At 72.9% G+C, this 19184-nt stretch carries 17 protein-coding genes; 9 read left to right on the top strand and 8 right to left on the bottom strand.

What is annotated here, in order from left to right:
• Positions 1 to 35: 35 nt before the first annotated feature.
• On the bottom strand, positions 36 to 2597 hold the full coding sequence (otsB, locus tag AC0OLQ_RS29775; RefSeq protein ID WP_484532460.1) for a trehalose-phosphatase: 2562 nt from the start codon (positions 2595 to 2597) through the stop codon (positions 36 to 38).
• 94 nt (positions 2598 to 2691) lie between these two features.
• A complete protein-coding gene (locus tag AC0OLQ_RS29770; RefSeq protein ID WP_484528988.1) occupies positions 2692 to 4092 on the bottom strand; it encodes an alpha,alpha-trehalose-phosphate synthase (UDP-forming) in 1401 nt (466 codons plus the stop codon).
• A 318-nt stretch (positions 4093 to 4410) separates the two neighbouring features.
• On the opposite strand from AC0OLQ_RS29770, the gene ettA reads away from it, so the two are divergent.
• The 4 genes from ettA to AC0OLQ_RS29750 all read left to right on the top strand — a co-directional run bounded on the left by ettA (position 4411) and on the right by AC0OLQ_RS29750 (position 7904).
• On the top strand, positions 4411 to 6087 hold the full coding sequence (gene ettA / locus AC0OLQ_RS29765; protein WP_484528987.1) for an energy-dependent translational throttle protein EttA: 1677 nt from the start codon (positions 4411 to 4413) through the stop codon (positions 6085 to 6087).
• A complete protein-coding gene (locus AC0OLQ_RS29760; protein WP_484528986.1) occupies positions 6080 to 6523 on the top strand; it encodes an acyl-CoA thioesterase in 444 nt (147 codons plus the stop codon). Before ettA ends, AC0OLQ_RS29760 begins: the two co-directional genes overlap by 8 nt.
• Positions 6520 to 7188: a DUF8185 domain-containing protein gene (locus AC0OLQ_RS29755; protein WP_484528985.1), complete on the top strand. Its 669-nt coding sequence runs from the start codon at positions 6520 to 6522 to the stop codon at positions 7186 to 7188. Before AC0OLQ_RS29760 ends, AC0OLQ_RS29755 begins: the two co-directional genes overlap by 4 nt.
• A gap of 131 nt (positions 7189 to 7319) precedes the next feature.
• Positions 7320 to 7904, top strand: a complete 585-nt coding sequence (locus tag AC0OLQ_RS29750; RefSeq protein ID WP_484528984.1) for a type III secretion system chaperone family protein — start codon at positions 7320 to 7322, stop codon at positions 7902 to 7904.
• A gap of 37 nt (positions 7905 to 7941) precedes the next feature.
• Here AC0OLQ_RS29750 and AC0OLQ_RS29745 read toward each other — a convergent pair whose 3' ends face one another.
• The 3 genes from AC0OLQ_RS29745 to AC0OLQ_RS29735 form a co-directional block, all read right to left on the bottom strand.
• Positions 7942 to 8331: a globin gene (locus AC0OLQ_RS29745; RefSeq protein ID WP_484532459.1), complete on the bottom strand. Its 390-nt coding sequence runs from the start codon at positions 8329 to 8331 to the stop codon at positions 7942 to 7944.
• Between the two features lie 79 nt (positions 8332 to 8410).
• Positions 8411 to 9796: an MFS transporter gene (locus tag AC0OLQ_RS29740; protein ID WP_484528983.1), complete on the bottom strand. Its 1386-nt coding sequence runs from the start codon at positions 9794 to 9796 to the stop codon at positions 8411 to 8413.
• Positions 9797 to 10044: 248 nt separating this feature from the next.
• Positions 10045 to 11100: a mechanosensitive ion channel family protein gene (locus AC0OLQ_RS29735; protein ID WP_484528982.1), complete on the bottom strand. Its 1056-nt coding sequence runs from the start codon at positions 11098 to 11100 to the stop codon at positions 10045 to 10047.
• A 287-nt stretch (positions 11101 to 11387) separates the two neighbouring features.
• Here AC0OLQ_RS29735 and AC0OLQ_RS29730 point away from each other — a divergent pair, with 287 nt between their 5' ends.
• Entirely contained in the window at positions 11388 to 11927 is a 540-nt protein-coding gene (locus AC0OLQ_RS29730) for an HNH endonuclease (RefSeq protein ID WP_357343930.1), read from the top strand.
• Between the two features lie 7 nt (positions 11928 to 11934).
• Here the strand turns inward: AC0OLQ_RS29730 and AC0OLQ_RS29725 are convergent, their stop codons facing one another.
• The 3 genes from AC0OLQ_RS29725 to AC0OLQ_RS29715 all read right to left on the bottom strand — a co-directional run bounded on the left by AC0OLQ_RS29725 (position 11935) and on the right by AC0OLQ_RS29715 (position 13914).
• Complete coding sequence (locus tag AC0OLQ_RS29725; RefSeq protein ID WP_484528981.1) at positions 11935 to 12807, bottom strand: class F sortase; 873 nt, start codon at positions 12805 to 12807, stop codon at positions 11935 to 11937.
• 12 nt (positions 12808 to 12819) lie between these two features.
• Entirely contained in the window at positions 12820 to 13329 is a 510-nt protein-coding gene (locus AC0OLQ_RS29720) for a hypothetical protein (RefSeq protein ID WP_484528980.1), read from the bottom strand.
• 114 nt (positions 13330 to 13443) lie between these two features.
• Complete coding sequence (locus tag AC0OLQ_RS29715; RefSeq protein WP_484528979.1) at positions 13444 to 13914, bottom strand: Lrp/AsnC family transcriptional regulator; 471 nt, start codon at positions 13912 to 13914, stop codon at positions 13444 to 13446.
• Positions 13915 to 14056: 142 nt separating this feature from the next.
• On the opposite strand from AC0OLQ_RS29715, the gene AC0OLQ_RS29710 reads away from it, so the two are divergent.
• The 4 genes from AC0OLQ_RS29710 to AC0OLQ_RS29695 are packed head-to-tail and all read left to right on the top strand — an operon-like array spanning position 14057 to position 19150.
• Positions 14057 to 14941 carry a tryptophan 2,3-dioxygenase gene (locus AC0OLQ_RS29710; protein WP_357343971.1) on the top strand — a complete coding sequence of 295 codons (885 nt, stop codon included), beginning with the start codon at positions 14057 to 14059 and terminating at the stop codon, positions 14939 to 14941.
• Between the two features lie 11 nt (positions 14942 to 14952).
• Positions 14953 to 16317, top strand: a complete 1365-nt coding sequence (kynU, locus tag AC0OLQ_RS29705; RefSeq protein ID WP_484528978.1) for a kynureninase — start codon at positions 14953 to 14955, stop codon at positions 16315 to 16317.
• Positions 16314 to 17648, top strand: coding sequence for an FAD-dependent oxidoreductase (locus tag AC0OLQ_RS29700; protein WP_484528977.1), 1335 nt, complete (start codon positions 16314 to 16316; stop codon positions 17646 to 17648). The genes kynU and AC0OLQ_RS29700 overlap by 4 nt, the downstream gene beginning before the upstream one ends.
• 20 nt (positions 17649 to 17668) lie before the next feature.
• The gene (locus AC0OLQ_RS29695) at positions 17669 to 19150 is read left to right on the top strand and encodes a 2-hydroxymuconic semialdehyde dehydrogenase (RefSeq protein ID WP_484532458.1); all 1482 of its coding nucleotides are present in this window, start codon (positions 17669 to 17671) and stop codon (positions 19148 to 19150) included.
• Positions 19151 to 19184 lie beyond the last annotated feature (34 nt).

Raw genomic sequence — 19184 nt, 5'->3', positions numbered from 1 at the left:
CACATGGTCCCGGGCCGCCGCCGTGGCCGCTCAGGTCACTGCTTGAGCATGTTGTCCAGCATCAGGGCGGAGCGGATCAGCCCGAGGTGGCTGTAGGCCTGCGGGTGGTTGCCCAGCCCGCGCTCGGCGAGCGGGTCGTACTGCTCGGGGAGCAGCCCGGTCGGCCCGGCCGTGTCGATCATCTGGGCGAACAGCTCCTCCGCGTCGGAGCGCCGACCGGTGCGCAGGTACGCCTCGATCAGCCACGCCGTGCAGATGTGGAAGCCGCCCTCCCGGCCGGGCAGGCCGTCGTCCCAGTGGTACCGGTAGACGACCGGGCCGCTGCGCAGGTCCGCCTCGATCTTCAGCACGGTGGAGAGGAAGCGCGGGTCGTCCCCGGCGAGCAGTCCGGAGATGCCGATCCAGAGCGACGAGGCGTCCATCTCCTCGTACCCGTAGGCGACGCTGTACGCCTCCGCCTCCGGGTGCCAGCCGTGCTCCAGCACGTTGTCGGCGATCCGGTCGCGCAGCTCGACCCACTCCGGCCGGTCCTCGCCGCCGTGCTGCCGCACCACGTGCAGCGCCCGGTCGACGGTCATCCAGAGCATGACCTTGGAGAAGACGTGGTGCCGGGGCGGGAGGCGGGCCTCCCAGATGCCGTGGTCGGGCTCGTGCCAGCGGCGGCGGACCGCCTCGACCATGTTCTCCAGCACCCGCCATTCGTCGTCCCGGACCGAGCCCCGGGCGTCTGCCACGGCGGCGATCAGGTCGGCGACCGGACCGAAGACGTCGAGCTGGAGCTGGTGGTTGGCGAGGTTGCCGACCCGGACCGGCCGGGAGCCGGCGTAGCCGGGCAGGGTGTCGATGACCGCCTCGGCGCCCAGCTCGTAGCCGTCGACCGTGTAGAGCGGGTGCAGCCGCTCCGGGTGCCCACCGGTGCGGTCGATGACGCCGTCGACCCAGCGCAGCAGGCCCTCCGCCTCCTCGGTGGAGCCGAGGTCGACCAGCGCGCGGGCGGTCATCGCCGCGTCGCGCAGCCAGCAGTAGCGGTAGTCCCAGTTCCGGACGCCGCCCAGCTCCTCGGGGAGTGAGGTGGTCGCCGCGGCGAGGATCGAGCCGGTCGGCTCGTGGCAGAGCCCGCGCAGGGTGAGCGCGCTGCGGGCGACCAGGTCCCGGGCGGTGGCGGGCAGCCGCAGCGAGGCCACCCAGTCCTTCCAGGGCTGCTCGGCGGCGGCCTGCCGCTCGTGGATCGGCACCCGGTGGTGTTCCAGGCTGTGCGTGCCGAAGCGCAGCTCCAGCACGATCTGACCGCCGGCGGCCGAGAGGTCCACCACGGCACGGGCACTCTCGAACCCGGCGTCGTTGGTCACCTCCCACTCGACCCCGGGGGAGTAGAGCGCGGCCGGCTCGTTGGAGCCGAGCACCAGCAGCCCGTCGTCCAGCGGCTGGAGCTGCACGGCGACCTGACCGAACTCGGGACGCGGCGCGAAGTCGATCCGGGCCCGCCCGGTGCCGCTGAGCACCCGGACCAGCGTCGAGTCGCCGGTGACGATCGCCGGGCCGTCCGGCGTGGTCTCCTTCGCCGGCAGGTCGAGCCAGTCGGTCACGGTCAGGCCGGACCAGCGGGTCTCCACCGTCATGGTGTTGCTGCGGTAGCGCTGGCCGAGCGGGATGCCGCCCCGCTGCGGGCCGACGGTGAAGTGCCCGGCCGGGCTGCCGCCGACCAGGTCGGCGAAGATCGCCGCCGAGTCGGGCTTCGGGTGACACAGCCAGGTGATCTTGGCTTCCGGGGTGACCAGCGCGACCGTGCGGCCGTTGGCCAGCATCGAGTGCCGCTCGATCGGGACGGCCCGCTCGCCGAAGAGCCAGTGCCGCCGGGTCTCCAGCAGCAGGCCCAGCGCCCGGGCCGCCTCGATCGGCTCGGCCACCCGGTACTCGGCCTGGGTGTCGCCCGGGCCGATCTTGATGCCGACGTCCGGGCCGTGCAGGTTGCCGAAGGCGTTCTCGTCGGTGACGTCGTCGCCGATGAACAGCACCGCGCTGGCCGCGAGCTGGGTGCGGAGCTGGTCGACCGCGGTGCCCTTGTGGGTCGCCACCACCGACAGCTCGATGACCTCCTTGCCCTGGGTGACGGTGACGTCCTCCCAGGTGGCGGGGCCGCTGCGGACCGCCTCGATGGCCGCGGCGGCGACCTGCGGGTCCACCCCGCGGGTGTGCACGGCGACGCTGGCCGGCTTGCGCTCCAGGCGTACGCCCGGGTGGGCCGCGGCGATCTCGCGCAGCTCGTCGCGGAGCCGGGTGCGGACCGCGATCAGCTCCGGGGTGAGCCGCTCGACGAAGCCGATGTCGAACTCCGAGCCGTGGCTGCCGACCAGGTGTACCTCGCTGGGCAGCCGGGAGAGCGTGGCCAGGTCCCGCAGCGCCCGGCCGGAGACCACCGCGACGCTGGTCTGCGGCAGGGACGCGAGGGCGCGGACCGCGGCCACCGACTCGGGCAGCGGCACGGCCTTGCTCGGGTCCTCGACGATCGGAGCGAGAGTGCCGTCGTAGTCGCAGGCGACCAGGAGTTGGGGGACCCGGGCGATCCGGCCGATCGCGGCGCGCAGCTCGGGATCCATCACTCCGCCGTGAGCAGTGGTCGGGGCAGGGGCGTTCACGGCATCACCTTTGCTTGCGACTGCGGGGCTCGCAGAATCGGCTCACTCCTCGCGCTCACGCAACCTCCGTATCGGGCACGCCCAGTTCGGTCAGGAAGGACTTGGCCCAGTGGCCCACGTCGTGGCTGCGCAGGTGGCGTTGCATTATCCGCATCCGGCGCCGGGCCTCGGGTTTCTCGACGTGCACGGCGCGCAGCAGCGCGTCCTTGACGGCGTCCGGGTCGTGCGGGTTGCACAGGAAGGCCTGGCGCAGCTCGGTGGCGGCGCCGGCGAACTCACTGAGCACGAGCGCGCCGCCCTGGTCGGCGCGCGATGCGACGTACTCCTTGGCCACCAGATTCATTCCGTCTCGCAGCGGGGTCACCATCATCACGTCTGCCGCGACGTACATCGCGGCCAGTTCGGAGCGACTGTACGACTGATGCAGATAATGCACCGCCGGCACGCCGACCCGTCCGAATTCGCCATTAATCCGGCCAACCTCGCGTTCCACCTTCACCCGAAGTGCCTGGTAGTGCTCCACGCGCTCGCGGCTCGGCGTGGCGACCTGCACCATGACGGCGTCCGGGACTATCAGCTTTCCGTCAGCGAGGAGTTCGCGGAAGGCCTTCAGCCGCAGCTCGATGCCCTTGGTGTAGTCGAGCCGGTCGACGCCCAGGATGATCGTCTTCGGGTTGCCCAGCTCCTCGCGGATCTGCTTGGCCCGCGCCTGGATCGCCGGGTCCTCGGCCAGTCGCTCCATCTCCCGGGTGTCGATCGAGATGGGGAACGCGCCGGCCTTCACCTGGCGGCCGTCGACCTGGATCATCTGCCCCTCGTAGCGGAGGCCGAGCAGGTGCCGGGCCAGTCGGACGAAGTTCTGCGCCGCCAGCCGCTGCTGGAAGCCGACCAGGTCGGCGCCGAGCAGGCCGCGCAGGATCTCGGTGCGGAACGGCATCTGCATGAACAGCTCGATCGGCGGGAACGGGATGTGCAGGAAGAACCCGATCCGCAGGTCCGGCCGCAGCTCGCGGAGCATCGCCGGGACGAGCTGGAGCTGGTAGTCCTGCACCCAGACCGTGGCGCCCTCGGCCGCGACGTCCGCCGCGGCCTCCGCGAACCGGGCGTTGACCAGGCGGTACGCCTCGCGCCAGCGCCGCTTGTAGGCCGGGGTCTCGACCGCGTCGTGGTAGAGCGGCCAGATCGTCGCGTTCGACTGTCCCTCGTAGTAGCGCTCCAGCTCCTCGGCGCTCAGCGGCACCGGGTGCAGCCGGATCCCCTCCAGGTCGAAGGGCTCGGGGGCGGCGCCCGTGCCGCCGGCCCAGCCCACCCAGGTGCCCTGCTGCTCGGCGAGCACCGGGTGCAGCGCGGTCACCAGCCCGCCCGGGCTGCGTCGCCACTGCCGCCCTTCGGGTGTGCTCACCTCGTCGACCGGCAGTCGGTTCGCCACAACGACAAAGGAGCTACGGACGGTCACGATCGGCCACCTCCGGGTGCTGACGGGTCCACCGCGATGAGCGTACTGAGCGTAGCTGCGGCCTCTGTTGCCCCGTGCCGGAGTTCCCTACCCGTCCCACGGTGGTCGAACCCCCTTCGTGATCTTGTCGACAGTCGGGCCGTCGCAGCGCGCCACGTGCGCCCCGGGGCGGGGTGATGTGGGCGGAGCGGGGCGTACCTGTCAGGATTGACGATGGCGTGCGCGCGGCCGGCCCCGGCCGGCGGCGGCCGGGGGACCTCGCAGCCCGCGCCCGCGCCCGCAAGCTCGCGATCGCAACCGACGGAGGTAGCCCGCACCGTGGCCCAGTTCATCTACGTCCTGGAAAAGGCGCGCAAGGCGCACGGCGACAAGGTCGTGCTCGACAACGTGACGCTGAACTTCCTGCCGGGGGCCAAGATCGGTGTGGTCGGTCCGAACGGCGCCGGTAAGTCCAGCCTCCTCAAGATCATGGCAGGTTGGGACCAGCCGAGCAACGGCGAGGCCCGGCTCATGCCCGGCTACACCGTCGGCATGCTGGCCCAGGAGCCGCCGCTCAACGACAGCAAGACCGTCCTCGGCAACATCGAGGAGGCGGTCGCCGAGACCAAGAACAAGCTGGAGCGGTTCAACAAGATCGCCGAGCAGATGGCGACCGACTACTCCGACGAGCTGATGGAGGAGATGGGCAAGCTCCAGGAGGAGCTTGACCACGCCGACGCGTGGGACATCGACTCCAAGCTCGAGCTGGCCATGGACGCGCTGCGCTGCCCCGCGCCGGACGCCGACGTGACCCAGCTCTCCGGTGGTGAGCGCCGCCGGGTGGCGCTGTGCAAGCTGCTCCTGGAGGCGCCGGACCTGCTGCTGCTCGACGAGCCCACCAACCACCTGGACGCGGAGAGCGTGCAGTGGCTGGAGCAGCACCTGGCCAAGTACGCCGGCACGGTGATCGCGATCACCCACGACCGGTACTTCCTCGACAACGTGGCCGGCTGGATCCTGGAGCTGGACCGCGGCCGGGCCATCGGCTACGAGGGCAACTACTCCACCTACCTGGAGAAGAAGGCCGCGCGGATGGCGGTCGAGGGTCGCCGCGACGCCAAGATGAAGAAGCGCCTCGACGACGAGCTGGAGTGGGTCCGCTCCAACGCGAAGGCCCGGCAGACCAAGTCCAAGGCCCGTCTCGACCGCTACGAGGAGATGGCCACCGCGGCGGAGCAGACCCGCAAGCTGGACTTCGAGGAGATCCAGATCCCGCCGGGCCCGCGCCTGGGCAACACGGTGATCGAGGTCAGCCACCTCGTGAAGGCGTTCGGCGAGCGGGTGCTGATCGACGACCTGAGCTTCTCCCTGCCGCGCAACGGCATCGTCGGCGTGATCGGCCCGAACGGCGTCGGCAAGACCACCCTGTTCAAGACCATCGTGGGCCTGGAGGAGCCGTCCGACGGCTCGGTCCGGGTCGGCGAGACGGTCTCCCTGTCGTACGTCGACCAGAGCCGGGCCGGCCTCGCGGGGGACAAGACGGTCTGGGAGACGGTCTCCGACGGGCTGGACCACCTCCTCGTGGGCAAGGTCGAGATGCCGTCCCGGGCGTACATCGCCGCGTTCGGCTTCAAGGGTCCGGACCAGCAGAAGCCGACCAAGGTGCTCTCCGGTGGCGAGCGGAACCGGCTCAACCTGGCGCTGACCCTCAAGATCGGCGGCAACGTGATCCTGCTCGACGAGCCGACCAACGACCTCGACGTCGAGACGCTCGGCAGCCTGGAGAACGCGCTGCTGGAGTTCCCCGGCTGCGCCGTGGTCATCTCCCACGACCGGATGTTCCTGGACCGGGTCGCCACGCACATCCTGGCCTGGGAGGGCGACGACCAGAACCCGGCCCGGTGGTTCTGGTTCGAGGGCAACTTCGAGGCGTACGAGAAGAACAAGATCGATCGACTCGGCGCCGAGGCCGCCCGGCCGCACCGGGTGACGTACCGCAAGCTCACCCGTGACTGACAAGTTCGTCTACGACTGCGCGCTGCGCTGGTCCGACCTGGACGCGTACGGCCACGTCAACAACGCCCGCTTCCTCACCCTCTACGAGGAGGCGCGGGTGGCGATGATGTTCGCCGGCGGCCGGGCGTGGGGAGTGGGCTCGTTCGTCGACGGGGTGGTCATCCGCCGGCACGAGGTCGACTACCTGCGCCCGGTCGACTACGCGCTGGGCCGGGCCAGCGCGGAGGCGGCCCCGACGGTCCGGATCGAGCTCTGGGTCGAGGAGATCAAGGCGGGCTCGTTCACGGTCGCCTACGAGCTCTACGACCGGGACGTGCTGGCCAGCCGGGCGCGTTCGGTGCTGGTCCCGTTCGACCTGGCCGCGCAGCGGCCGCGCCGGATCTCCGCCGACGAGCGGGCCTTCCTGCTCCGGTACGCGCCCGGGCTGCCGGCGTGACCACGCCGACCACCGGGCACGGGCTGGACGGGGTGGCCGACGCTGGTGCCTTCCTGGCGCGGCTGGTCCGGCTGGACCCGGCCGTCCTGGTCCGGCTCCGGCCGGTGCCGGGGGCCGGGCGTACCGCCCTCTGGGCCCGGCTGCCGTGGGACGTGCTCGTGGTCCGGACCGTCCCCGGCACGGCGCCGGGCGACGTCACGGTCGCGGCGGGCGAGTTGCTGGCGGAGCTGTCGGCCGGCGGCGAGGCGCTGCCCCGGCGCCGGGACGACGGGTGGCGCTGGCCGCTGCCGCCGCCGGCCAGCCGGGCGGTGGAGGCGCTGCCCGCCGGGGAGGTCCGGCGGATCGCCACCGCGGCGGCCGGGACGCTGCGCGAGGCGGCCGCCCACGGGGTGGCGGGCCGGGCCGTGGGCCAGCGGGCGCTGCGGGACGCGTTGCTGGACCACGTCGCGGTGGTGGTGACCCCGGACGACGCGCCGGACGGCCCGGTGGAGGTCCCGCAGCGGTTGGTGCAGGGGCTGGTCCGGATGGGCTTCGTCGGCACCGGCGACGTTCAGGTACGCGTGGCCGGCCGTTGGGTGGGCCTCGTCGGACCGTACGGAGCAGCCTGGTCGCGTAAGGTCGCGGACCTCGCCCTGACGCCCACCCGAGTTCATCCGAACGGATGACCCCGAGTCGTTCTTCCGGTTTGGGGCAGCCGTTGGGGGGATGCCTCAACCCGGCTGTCCGGGTACCGTCCATCCTCGGATCCAACGCACCGTAGGCGATTGGATCCGCTGGGGAGTGAGGTGCGCGAGCGATGCCGTGGTGGTCATGGCGCCCAGGTCCCGCCGGTAGCGGCGACCCGGAAACTCGAAGCGGGATCACAGTGGATGACACCGTCCGGGTCGGGCCACCGACCCCCCGACAGCCGGCGGACGACGCGGCAGCCGCCGAGCGGCCCGTGATCGCCGACATGCCGGCAACCGTCGCCCCGGTCACCCTCCGCCGGGTCTGCGACGCGCTCGACCTGCTCGACGTGCGCTACCTGGCCGACGGCGACGGCAACCTGCTGGCCATGTGGGAGCGGCACGCCGTGCTGGTCACCCTGGAGGGCCCCGAGGACGAGATCCTGGTGATGCGGGCCCGCCCGCACGCGACGGTCCCGCCGGACTGGGCCGACCGCGCCTACCGGGTGGTCAACGAGTGGAACCACACCCGGCGGTTCTGCAAGGCGTACATCGGCGACCCGACCGAGCGCGGCCAGTTGCCCATCTACGCCGAACTCCAGGTCCCGCTCGGTGCCGGCACCCACGACGCGCTGCTGGTCGAGATGCTCGACTGCGGCGCCGCGGTGGCCACCACCTTCGTCGACTGGCTGCACGACGAGGGCGCCCTGCTCTGACGGTCCGGGGGTGTCCGGCGGCCCTGCCGGCCGCCGGTCAGCCCTCGGCCGCCGGGTCCTCCATCACGTTCACCATGAAGTACGCGGCCCGCTCCAGGTAGTCCCAGAGCGCGGCGGCGAGCTGCGGCGGCAGGTCCAGCCGGTCGACCGCCCGGCGCATGTGGCGCAGCCAGGCGTCCCGCTCGACCGCGCCGATCCGGAACGGGGCGTGCCGCATCCGCAGCCGCGGGTGGCCGCGCTGCTCCGAGTAGGTGTGCGGGCCACCCCAGTACTGGACGAGGAAGAGGGTCAGCCGGTCCGCCGCGGGGCCGAGGTCCTCCTCCGGGTACATCGGCCGCAGCAGCGGGTCGGTGGCGACACCGGCGTAGAACTCGTCCACCAGCTTGCGGAAGGTGGGTTCGCCGCCGATCGCCTCGAAGAGGGTCATCGACTCGCCTGGGGAAGTCACGGCACCCATCCTGCCAGGTGCCATTCGGGGGCGGCTCGTGCCCACCTTCCGGCGGGAGTCAGGTCACCGCGTGCCGGCGCCGGCCGCGCTCGCCGGACCGGTCGCCCACCGGTGCGCCCCGGCCCGGGATGTGGGCGCCCCGCCCCGCCGGGGCGGCCGTCGCCGCCGACTCCGCCCGGGCGGCCTCGACGGCGGCCTCGATGGTCGCCGGGCGCGGCCAGGTGAGCACCGCGAGGAGCATCAGCAGCACGCCGGCGGCGCTCCACACACCGACCACCGAGGGGATGCTGAACCGCTCGGCGAGCGCCCCGGTGGCCAGCACGGCGGCGCCCTGGATGATCTGTGTCCCGCTGGCCATCACGCCGAACGCCCGGGCCCGGTAGCCGTCTGGCAGCGCCTGGACGAAGAGGCCGTTGGCGACCGGGATGAGCCCGGCCACCGCGAAGCCGCACGCGGCGGCGAGGAGTGCCACCACGATCGGCGGCGGGTCGAGCAGCGCGGGGACGAGCACCGCCGGGGCGATCACCGCCAGCGGGCGCATCAGCGTCAGCCGGCGGGCCGGGGCGACGAGCCGCCCGACGAGCAGCCCGCCGAGGACGTATCCGACCGGGTTGGCGGCCATGATGACCGCCTGGGCGGTGCCGGTGTCCATGCCGTTCCCGGTCCGCTCGGCGGCCCAGGCCGCGGCGAGCCCCTCGGGAACGATCGAGAAGACCATCGCGCTGAACACCAGTACGGCGATGGCGCGCAGCACCGGCCGGCCGAAGACGAGCCGGAACCCCTCGGCGGTCTCCCGCAGCAGGTGGCTGCGGTGCGCCTCGGTCATGGCGGGCGGCCGGTTGCGCAGGCCGAAGCGGACCAGCGCCGCGGAGAGGCCGAAGGTGGCCGCGTTGATCAGCAGCGCGGCGGCCGGGCTGACCGCGGCCACCGCCGCGCCGAGCAGGTAGCCGAGGACCTGGGCGGCCTGTCCGCTGCTCGCCGAGACCGACAGGCCGACCACCAGCCGGTCGCCGGCGAGGATCTGGGGCATCAGCGCGGACCGGGCGGCCTGGCTCGGGGGATTGGCCAGCGTGGCCGCGAAGATCAGGGCGAGGATCGCCCAGGGTGGCATCCCGGGCAGGGCGACCAGCACCATCAGTGCCATCCGGACCAGGTCGCAGGCCATCATGACCTGCCGGTACCGGTACCGCTCGGCGAGCGCGGAGAGCAGCGGGCCGCCCAACAGCCAGGGCAGGTAGCTGGCCGCGAAGGCGGCGGCGGAGAGCGCCACCGAGTCGGTCTGCCGGTAGACCAGGACGGTGACCGCGGCCTTCGCGACGTAGTCACCGATCCAGGACAGAGCGCTTGCCGTGAAGAGGACTCGGAACTCCGCGAGGCCGAACACGTCGCGGAAGGTGGCCGGGCCATCCTGGGCGGGTCGCTCGTCGGACACCGTCGCCTCCATCGTTCCCGGGTCGGCCACTCGTGATGGCCTGACCTGGAACCGTCGTCAGATCTACGGATCAGCGAGGACACGAGCACGCTCCCCTGGGGAGCGTGTTCACCGGATTCTGCCCGATCGTCTGACAACTGGCTAGGGTGAACGGATTGATCGTCGCATCTCCGACTGAACGAACGGACGATACCCGAGGGGCCGCGCGGTGCGCGACCCCGGAAAATCGTCCGGCCCGCCGGTCCGACCGGCCGCCCAGGTCAGGTGGGCCCGCCGGTGCCCGTCTCGCCCACGGCCGGGGCGCGGGTAGGCAGCCCGGGATAGAGCCGGGCCGCCGCGATCCGCGCGGTGATGCCCGAGTTCTCCAGCGCCTCGGCGAGCCGCCGGCGCAGCTCGCGGCCCACCGCGAACTGCCCGTCGGCGGTGGTCTTGACGACGGTACGGATCACCGCGCCGTCGACCGTCATCTGCTCGACGCCGAGCACCTCCGGCTCCTCGACGATCTCCTTCGCCAGCTCCGGGTCCAGCGCGACCGAGGCGGCCGCCGTACGGAGCACCGCGGTGGCCTCCTCGGTGCCGGCGAAGCCGATCGGCAGGTCCACCACGACCAGGGCCCAGCCCTGGCTCTTGTTGCCGACCCGGACGATCTCGCCGTTGCGGATGTACCAGAGCACGCCCCGGCCGTCCCGGACCGTGGTGACCCGCAGGCCCACCGCCTCCACCACGCCGGTCGCCTCGCCCAGGTCGACGGTGTCGCCGACGCCGTACTGGTCCTCGATCAGCATGAACAGGCCGGCGATCAGGTCCTTGACCAGGCTCTGCGCGCCGAAGCCGAGGGCCACCCCGGCGATGCCGGCGCTGGCCAGCAGCGGGGCCAGGTCGAAGCTGAACTCCTTGAGCACCATGAGCAGCGCGATGCCGAAGATGAACGCGGTGACCATGCTGCGCAGCACCGAGCCGATCGCCTCGGCGCGCTGCCGCCGCCGCTCCGGCACGAACTGCTCCGGGTCGAGCGTGGCGCTGGGGATCCGCTCCCGCAGCGGGCGGAGCATGGTGGGCACCGCACCCTCGGTGGTGGTCCGGACCAGCCGGTTGATGGTCCGGTGCAGCGCCCAGCGGGCGGCCACGGCGAGCAGCAGGATCAGCACGACGCGCAGCGGCTTCAGGATGATCCAGTAGCTGCCCTCGGCGAACCAGGCCGAGTTGGTGATCTCGTAGACGTTCTTGCACCAGGGGTCGGTGCGGCAGTCGACGGACGGCGACGGGCTCGGCTCGGCGGCGGACAGGGCGTGGAGCAGCAGGTTGGCGGGACTCACCCTGCTTTCGTACCGCAACGCCGCTGGGCGCCCGCTGGCGACCCGCCCGGCTCCCGCCGGCGGGGCGGCCCGACCGATCATGCGGGGCGGAACCGGTCATCCTGGCACGGGCGGACCAGGCTTCACGGGGGTACCCCGGATTAGTGCGTGCAATCCGGGGCGCGATCAGGGACTATTGGCGCAACGGACGTCGGTGATCCGGCCGGCGTCGGTGTCGTTCCCCGCTGCCCGCGGGGCGGTCCCGGCGCGGCGGCGGCAGGAGCGGCTGGACCGGGAGGGTGAGCGCGATGCCTGACATACGACCCACGGCGGGCTCCGGTGCACTCGTTCTCAACGCCACCTACGAGCCCCTGTGTGTCGTGTCGGTACGGCGCGCCGCGATCCTCGTGCTCTCCGCCAAGGCCGTCTGCGTGGCCGACGGCGAGGGCATCCTGCACAGCGCGCGCAACGCGCTCCCGGTCCCCTCGGTGGTCCGGCTGACCCGCTTCGTCCGGGTCCCCTACCGCACCCACGTCGGGCTCTCCCGCCGGGCGATCTTCGCCCGGGACGGCTGGCGCTGCGCCTACTGCCGCGGTCCGGCGGAGACCATCGACCACGTCTTCCCGCGCAGCCGGGGTGGCCGGCACGCCTGGGAGAACGTGGTCGCCGCCTGCGCCCGCTGCAACCACACCAAGGGCGACAAGACGCCCGCCGAGCTGGGCTGGCGGCTGCACAACCTGCCGGCGGCCCCGAAGGGCACGGCCTGGCGGGTGCTCGGCCACCGCGCGCCCGACCCGCGCTGGGCCGACTGGCTCGACCTGCGCGAGCCGGAGACCGAGGCGGCCTGAGCGGCGGTCACCGCGCCTTCACCAGCGAGGCGTAGACCACCAGGTTGTCGGCGTACCCGGTCTCGCCGCCCACCCACCGGCCGCCGCAGGTGATCAGCCGCAGGTTCGGGCGGCTGAAGTCGCCGTAGACCTCCCGCACCGGCAGCCGATCCTTGCCGTACCGCTCGATCGAGGTCACCTCGAAGACGGCCACCGAGCGGTCCTCCCTGGTCACCTCGATCCGGTCGCCGTCGTCGAGGTCCCTGAGGTCGTGGAAGACGGCCGGACCGGTGGTGGTGTCGACGTGCCCGACGATGACCGCCGGGCCGTACTGGCCGGGGGTGGGCCCCTGGTCGTACCAGCCGACCTCGCCGGCCCGGCCGACGTCCGGCACGTCGATGCTGCCGTCCGGGGCGATGCCGACCCGGTGCACCGGCGCCCGCAGGTCGATCTTGCCGATCGCGAGGTCCGTCGGCGGGCTGCCGGACAGCACCGGGAACTTCTTCGGCGGCGGGCGCAGCCCTGCGGTGAGCTGCTCCGGCAGCACACTGATGCCGGTCACCCGTTCCACCCCGAGCATGGCCACGATGATCGCCATCAGCGCCGCGACCACCAGCACCGGAGCACCGGGGCCGCGCTGGACGGCGTACCGCCAGCGGCCGGCGGCCGGGGCGGACCGCGCCGGCGGGACCGGGCGGGCCTGCGGGTCGGCGGTGGTGACGCTGGCCGAGAAGGCGTGCCCGGCGGCGCGGGCGAACCGCCGCGAGGCGCGGGACACCAGCCGCAGTCCGGTCCCGACCCGGGAGCCGGTCCGGTGCCGGCCCGGGCGGGCGGCGCCGGCGTCCCGGCGCGGGTCGGGCCCGGGGCCGGTGCGGTCGTGGCGGCGCGATGAGCGGGCCATGGCCGCACCTCGTCAGACGCGGCTACCGGTCTTGCGGCGGGCGCTCACCCCGGCCACCACCGCCACCGCGACCAGGCCGCCGACCAGCAGCAGTGAACCGGGGCCCCGGCCGCCCGCGGTGCCGCCACCGCCGGTCGCCGGGCCCTTGCTCGGCTGGGCCATGTTCAGCACGGTGAGCATGGTGGAGGCCCGCTGGCCGTTGGAGCACTCCAGGTTCACCGGGTAGTCGCCGGGCGCCTTGTTGCCGGGAATGGTGACCGCCCCGGTGAGGAAGCCGTTGTCCGGCCGGAGCATCACCCGGCCGAAGGCGTCCGAGGTGACCTGGGCCTGCCGGTCGTTGTTGTTGTCGCAGCTGGCCCGGATGCTCACCCGGGTGCCGGCCTGGGCGCTGTTCGGCGTCACCTCGACGAAGACGTTCTCCCCGGCGCGGACCGGTGAGGCCGTGGTCAGGACGATCGCCGCGACCAGGCCGAGCAGGCCCAGAAGGGCCCAGAGCGCGCGGTGTGACAGGAGCCCTCGCATGATTCCCCCCTTCCGGTGCGGCGCACCGGAATCCTGCTGACGGGCAGTGCGGGCTGCATTCCCCCTGACGTGGGGGCAAACCCGGGGCGGATCAGGGGGCGAACCCGGGGCGGATCAGCGACGCCGGCCGGCGGGGGGCGCTCCGGCGGGCGGGAGCGGGGTGACCGGGTGCCAGTCCAGCGGGGTGGAGAGGACCATGGTGCTCGACGGCTGGCCGTACGGGGCGAGCCGGTCGATGACCGCCTCGAACTCGCCCATCGTGCCGGCGGCCACCTTGAGCATGCTGCACGCGTCGCCGGTGATCCGGTGGATCTCCATGATCTCGGGCCAGTCGGCCACGTCGGGGTCGTTGAGGATGCAGCGCGACCCGTAACAGGACATCCGGATCAGCGCGAGCGCGGTCCGGCCGGCCCGGGTCAGGTCCACGTGCGCGTGGTAGCCGGTGATCACCCCGGACTCCTCCAGCCGGCGCACCCGCTCGGCCACCGCGGGCGGGGACAGGTGCACCCGGCGGGACAGCTCGCTGTAGGAGAGCCGGGCGTCGGCCTGAAGTTCGCGCAGCAGCGCCCAGTCCATGTCGTCCACGCGGTGACCTTTCTTCCGTGAAGTCGAGGGCCGCAGACGCCTTCGACGTGAGAGGTGAGACCACCGTACCGCCGTTGAACAGGCATTCCATCTGCGGATGGACCAGCGGCATCATGTCGTCTACCCCGGCGTACGGAGGGAGATGACGGTGGAACAGACGACGGCGGTGCGGCCGGCGACCTCGCAACAGCGGGCGGTCCGCGCGGCGCGCAACGGCGGCGAGCCGACCCTGGAGTTCGCCGACCGGGTGCCTTACGACGCGTACGTGCGGGCCAGCACCCTGCACCAGCTCCAGCAGCCGCTGAGCGACGACCCGGGCGAGATGTCCTTCCTGATGGTCAGCCAGATCATGGAGCTGTACTTCAAGCTGACCTGCCACGAGCTGCGGCACGCGCAGCGCGAGCTGCGGGCCAACCGGATCTGGGACGCGCTGCCCCCGCTGCGCCGCGCCGCCCTGCACCTGGAGGGGCTCAACGCCGCCTGGCAGGGGCTGCGCTGGATGACCCCGGCCGACTTCAACCGGTTCCGCGACCGGCTCGGCGAGGGCTCCGGCTTCCAGTCGGCCATGTATCGCCAGCTGGAGTTCCTGCTCGGCCTGCGCGACCCGGCGCTGATCCGCCCGTTCCGCCGGCAGGCCGAGGTGCACGCCGAGCTGACCGCCGCCCTGACCACGCCGAGCCTCTGGGACGACGTGGTGGCGCTGCTCGCCCGACGCGGCTTCGAGCTGCCCGCCGATCTGCTGGAGCGGGACGTGGCGACCGAACACGAGTCGCACCCCGCCGTCGAGGCGGCCTGGGTGCGGATCTACGCCGACGGCGGCCCCGACAACCACCTGCGCCTGCTCGGCGAGGCGCTGACCGAGGTGGCCGAAGGGTTCAGCGACTGGCGCTGGCACCACATCAAGGCGGTGCAGCGCTCGATGGGCGCCAAGGTCGGCAGCGGCGGCTCCGCCGGGCTGGCCTGGTTGCAGCGGAGCATGGCCCGGGTGGTCTTCCCGGAGCTCTGGTCGGCCCGGACCGCGATGTGACCGGAGGAATCGTGCGGAACACCGAAACTGAGTCGCTGGGCTTCGGCGGTGCCGAAGCCGAAGCCCGGAAGCTCGACGCCGCCGACCCCGGTCACCGGCACCTGTTCCTCGTGCCGCCGGCCGAGGGCGGGCGCTACCCGGAGGTGGCGTACCTGGCCGGCAACTCGCTGGGCCTGCAACCCCGGGCCACCCGGGAGGAACTCCTCGGCGACCTGGACGCGTGGCGGCGGCTGGGCGTGGAGGGGCACCTGGAGGCGGAGCGGCCCTGGCTGCCGTACCACGAACTGCTGACCGCGCCGGCCGCGCGACTGGTCGGCGCCCGGCCCGCGGAGACCGTGGTGATGAACTCCCTCACGGTCAACCTGCACCTGCTGATGGTGAGCTTCTACCGGCCGGCGGGGGAGCGGACCCGGATCGTCATCGAGGACAGCGCCTTCCCCTCGGACAGCTACGCGGTGGGCAGCCAGGCCCGCTTCCACGGCCTCGACCCGGACACCGCCGTCGTCCGGCTCAAGCCGCGCGCGGGCGAGGACACCCTGCGGACCGGGGATGTCCTCGACTTCCTGGCCGCCGAGGGGCACACCGTGGCGCTGCTGCTGCTCGGCGGGGTCAACTACCTGACCGGTGAGCTGATGGACATCCCGGCGATCACCGCCGCCGGGCGGGCCGCCGGCGCAATGGTCGGCTGGGACCTGGCGCACGCGGCCGGCAACGTGCCGCTGGCGCTGCACGACTGGGACGTCGACTTCGCCGCCTGGTGCTCCTACAAGTACCTGAACTCCGGCCCCGGCGCCCTGGCCGGCGTGTTCGTCCACGAGCGCCACCTCGGCGACCCGGACCTCCCGCGCTTCGAGGGCTGGTGGAGCACCGAGGCGGCCACCCGGTTCGAGATGACCCCAATCTCCCGGCCGCCGGCCACCGCCGAGGCGTGGCAGATCTCGAATCCGCCGATCTTCGCGATGGGCCCGGTGCGCACCTCGCTGGAGCTGTTCGACTCGGTCGGCATGCCCGCGCTGCGCGAGCGCAGCCTCCGGCTCACCGGCTACCTGGAGCGGCTGCTCGACGAGGTGACCGCCGACCGGCCGCTGACCGTGATCACCCCGCGCGACCCGGCTAGCCGGGGCTGCCAGCTCTCGGTCCGGATCGGTGCCGGCAGCGCCAACGAGTTGACCAAGCGGCTGCGGCACGAGCACGGTGTGATCGCGGACGCCCGGGAGCCGGACGTGGTCCGGTTCGCCCCGGTGCCGCTCTACTCGACGTACCACGACTGCTGGCGGGTCGCCGACGCGCTGGCCGAGGCCGTGCCGGTGAGCGCGAGGAGTGAGCCGGGTCTGCGAGCCCCGCAGTCGCGAACGAAAGGCGGGCATTCCTCATGAGTACGGAACGCGAGGAGATCGCCGTCGTCGGCGCCGGGCTGGCCGGCTGCCTGCTGGCCTGCTTCCTGGCCCGGCGCGGCTACCCGGTCGCCCTCTACGAGCGGCGGCCGGACCCGCGCACCGGCCGGGTCGAGCGGGGCCGCTCGATCAACCTGGCGCTCTCCGAGCGCGGCCTGGACGCGCTGCGCCGGATCGGGTTGGACCAGCAGGTGATGACGGACGCGCTGCCGATGCGCGGCCGGATGATCCACCCGGTGGAGGGGGAGCCGCAGTTCCAGTCGTACAGCGTCTCCGGCGACCGGGCGATCAACTCGATCAGCCGGGGCGCGCTGAACAACGCGCTGCTCGACGCCGCCACCGCGCTGCCCGGCGTGCGGATCGCCTTCGACCACCGGCTCGTCGGGCTCGACCCGGCCACCGGCGAGATGACCTTCGAGACCCCGCAGGGCAAGGTCACCGAGACCGCGTCGGTCGTGCTCGGCGCCGACGGGGCCGGCTCCGCGGTGCGCGGGCAGCTGCTGGCGTACGGGGCGGTGACCGAGAGCCTGGACTTCCTCGACTACGGCTACAAGGAACTCACCATCCCGCCGATCGGCGGCGAGTTCGCCCTGGACCCGGGCGCGCTGCACATCTGGCCGCGGGGCACCTCGATGATGATCGCGCTGCCCAACCCGGACCGCTCCTTCACCTGCACGCTGTTCTGGCCGACCCACGGCACGCAGAGCTTCGCCTCGCTGGGCAGCCCGGCCGCCATCGAGACGTACTTCGCCACCCACTACCCGGACCTGGTGCCGCTCGCGCCGAACCTGGTCGACGACTACCAGCACAACCCGGTCGGGGTGCTGGGCACGGTCCGCTGCACGCCGTGGCAGGTGGCCGGCACGGTCGGCCTGCTCGGCGACGCGGCGCACGCCATCGTGCCGTTCTACGGCCAGGGCGCGAACTGCGCGTTCGAGGACGTGGTCGAGCTGGACCGCTGCCTGGACGAGTGCGGCGACCAGTGGGCGTCCGCGCTGCCGCTGTTCCAGCACCGCCGGCAGACCAACGCCGAGGCGATCGCCCGGATGGCGCTGACCAACTTCGTGGAGATGCGGGACAAGGTCGCCTCCCCGGTGTTCCAGACCCGCAAGAAGATCGAGCACGCGCTGGAGCGCGTCCTGCCCGGCCGCTACGTCTCGCAGTACGAGCTGGTCTCCTTCTCCACCACCCCGTACGCCGATGTGCGCCGCCGGGTGCGCCGGCAGTACGCGGTGGTGGGGGCGGTGGCGGCCGGTGCGGTGGCCGCGCTGGCCGGGGCGGCGGTGGCGCTCGGCCGAGGGAGGCGAGGATGACGCTCTGGGATCCCCGGCTGATGGCCGGGCACGCGCCGGACGGCCCCGGCCTGCTGCGCAACTTCGTGGGAGGCTCCTTCGTGGACGCCGGACCGAGGTTCACCAAGCGCAGCCCGGTCACCGGCGAGCCGGTCTTCGAGGTGGTCGAGGCGGGCGAGTCCGTCGTGGACGACGCGGTGACCGCGGCCCGGGCGGCCCTGCGCGGCCCGTGGGGCCGGATGGGCGAGCGGGAGCGCGCCGAGGTGCTCCGCCGGGTCGCCGACGAGCTGGAACGCCGCTTCGACGACCTGGTCGCCGCCGAGGTGGCCGACACCGGTAAGGCCATCTCCCAGGCCCGCACGCTGGACATCCCGCGCGGGGCGGCCAACTTCCGGGCGTTCGCCGAGATCGTGGCGACCGCGCCGACGGAGTCCTTCACCACGGTGACCCCGACCGGTGGCCGGGCGCTGAACTACGCGGTCCGCAAGCCGGTCGGCGTGGTGGCGATCATCGTGCCGTGGAACCTGCCGCTGCTCCTGCTCACCTGGAAGGTCGGCCCGGCCCTGGCCTGCGGCAACGCCGTGGTGGTCAAGCCCAGCGAGGAGACCCCGGCGTCGGCGACCCTGCTCGCCGAGGTGATGGCCGCGGCGGGCGTGCCCGAGGGCGTGTTCAACCTGGTGCACGGGTTCGGGCCCGGCTCGGCCGGCGAGCACCTCACCCGGCACCCGGGCGTCGACGCGATCACCTTCACCGGTGAGTCGGCCACCGGCAGCGCCATCATGCGCGCCGCCGCCGACGGGGTGAAGGCGGTCAGCTTCGAGCTGGGCGGCAAGAACGCCGGCCTGGTCTTCGCCGACGCCGACCTGGACGCGGCGGTCGCCGGCTCGGTCCGGTCCAGCTTCACCAACGGCGGCCAGGTGTGCCTCTGCACCGAGCGGATCTACGTGCAGCGGCCGGTCTTCGACGAGTTCACCGCCCGGCTGGCCAAGCGCGCCGACGAGCTGGCGTACGGCTGGCCGGCCGACGAGGCCACGGTGAACATGCCGCTGATCTCGCACGGCCACCGGGACAAGGTGCTCGGCCATTACGAGCTGGCCCGCACCGAGGGTGCCGAGGTGCGCGCCGGGGGCGGGACGCCGCGCTTCGGCGACGCCCGCGACGGCGGCGCGTACGTGCAGCCGACCGTGCTCACCGGGCTGGGTCCGGACGCCCGCACCAACCGGGAGGAGATCTTCGGCCCGGTGGTGCACGTCGCCCCGTTCGACGACGAGGACGAGGCGTACGCCCTGGCCAACGGCACCGACTACGGCCTGGCGGCGACGGTCTGGACCCGGGACGTGGGCCGGGCGCACCGGGCCGGGTCCCGGCTGGACGCCGGCATCGTCTGGGTGAACACCTGGTTCCTGCGCGACCTGCGGACCCCGTTCGGCGGGGTGAAGGCCTCCGGCATCGGCCGGGAGGGCGGGGTGCACTCGCTCGACTTCTACTCCGAACTCACCAACGTCTGCGTGGACCTCTCATGACCGAGCGGAGTGCGCGCCCCGGGCAGAATGGCCG

Source organism: Micromonospora sp. Utrum1 (genome assembly GCF_057197805.1).
Note: the sequence above shows the minus strand (reverse complement) of the source record. Positions and strands in the feature narration are given on the sequence as shown.

What these genes read in the sequence shown, in the direction of transcription:
- otsB (WP_484532460.1), bottom strand. Translation starts at nt 2,597, where the DNA reads ATGGATCCCGAGCTGCGCGCCGCGATCGGCCGGATCGCCCGGGTCCCC.
- AC0OLQ_RS29750 (WP_484528984.1), top strand. Translation starts at nt 7,320, where the DNA reads ATGCCGTGGTGGTCATGGCGCCCAGGTCCCGCCGGTAGCGGCGACCCG.
- AC0OLQ_RS29745 (WP_484532459.1), bottom strand. Translation starts at nt 8,331, where the DNA reads ATGACCCTCTTCGAGGCGATCGGCGGCGAACCCACCTTCCGCAAGCTG.
- AC0OLQ_RS29740 (WP_484528983.1), bottom strand. Translation starts at nt 9,796, where the DNA reads ATGGAGGCGACGGTGTCCGACGAGCGACCCGCCCAGGATGGCCCGGCC.
- AC0OLQ_RS29730 (WP_357343930.1), top strand. Translation starts at nt 11,388, where the DNA reads ATGCCTGACATACGACCCACGGCGGGCTCCGGTGCACTCGTTCTCAAC.
- AC0OLQ_RS29725 (WP_484528981.1), bottom strand. Translation starts at nt 12,807, where the DNA reads ATGGCCCGCTCATCGCGCCGCCACGACCGCACCGGCCCCGGGCCCGAC.
- AC0OLQ_RS29720 (WP_484528980.1), bottom strand. Translation starts at nt 13,329, where the DNA reads ATGCGAGGGCTCCTGTCACACCGCGCGCTCTGGGCCCTTCTGGGCCTG.
- AC0OLQ_RS29710 (WP_357343971.1), top strand. Translation starts at nt 14,057, where the DNA reads ATGACGGTGGAACAGACGACGGCGGTGCGGCCGGCGACCTCGCAACAG.
- AC0OLQ_RS29700 (WP_484528977.1), top strand. Translation starts at nt 16,314, where the DNA reads ATGAGTACGGAACGCGAGGAGATCGCCGTCGTCGGCGCCGGGCTGGCC.
- AC0OLQ_RS29695 (WP_484532458.1), top strand. Translation starts at nt 17,669, where the DNA reads ATGGCCGGGCACGCGCCGGACGGCCCCGGCCTGCTGCGCAACTTCGTG.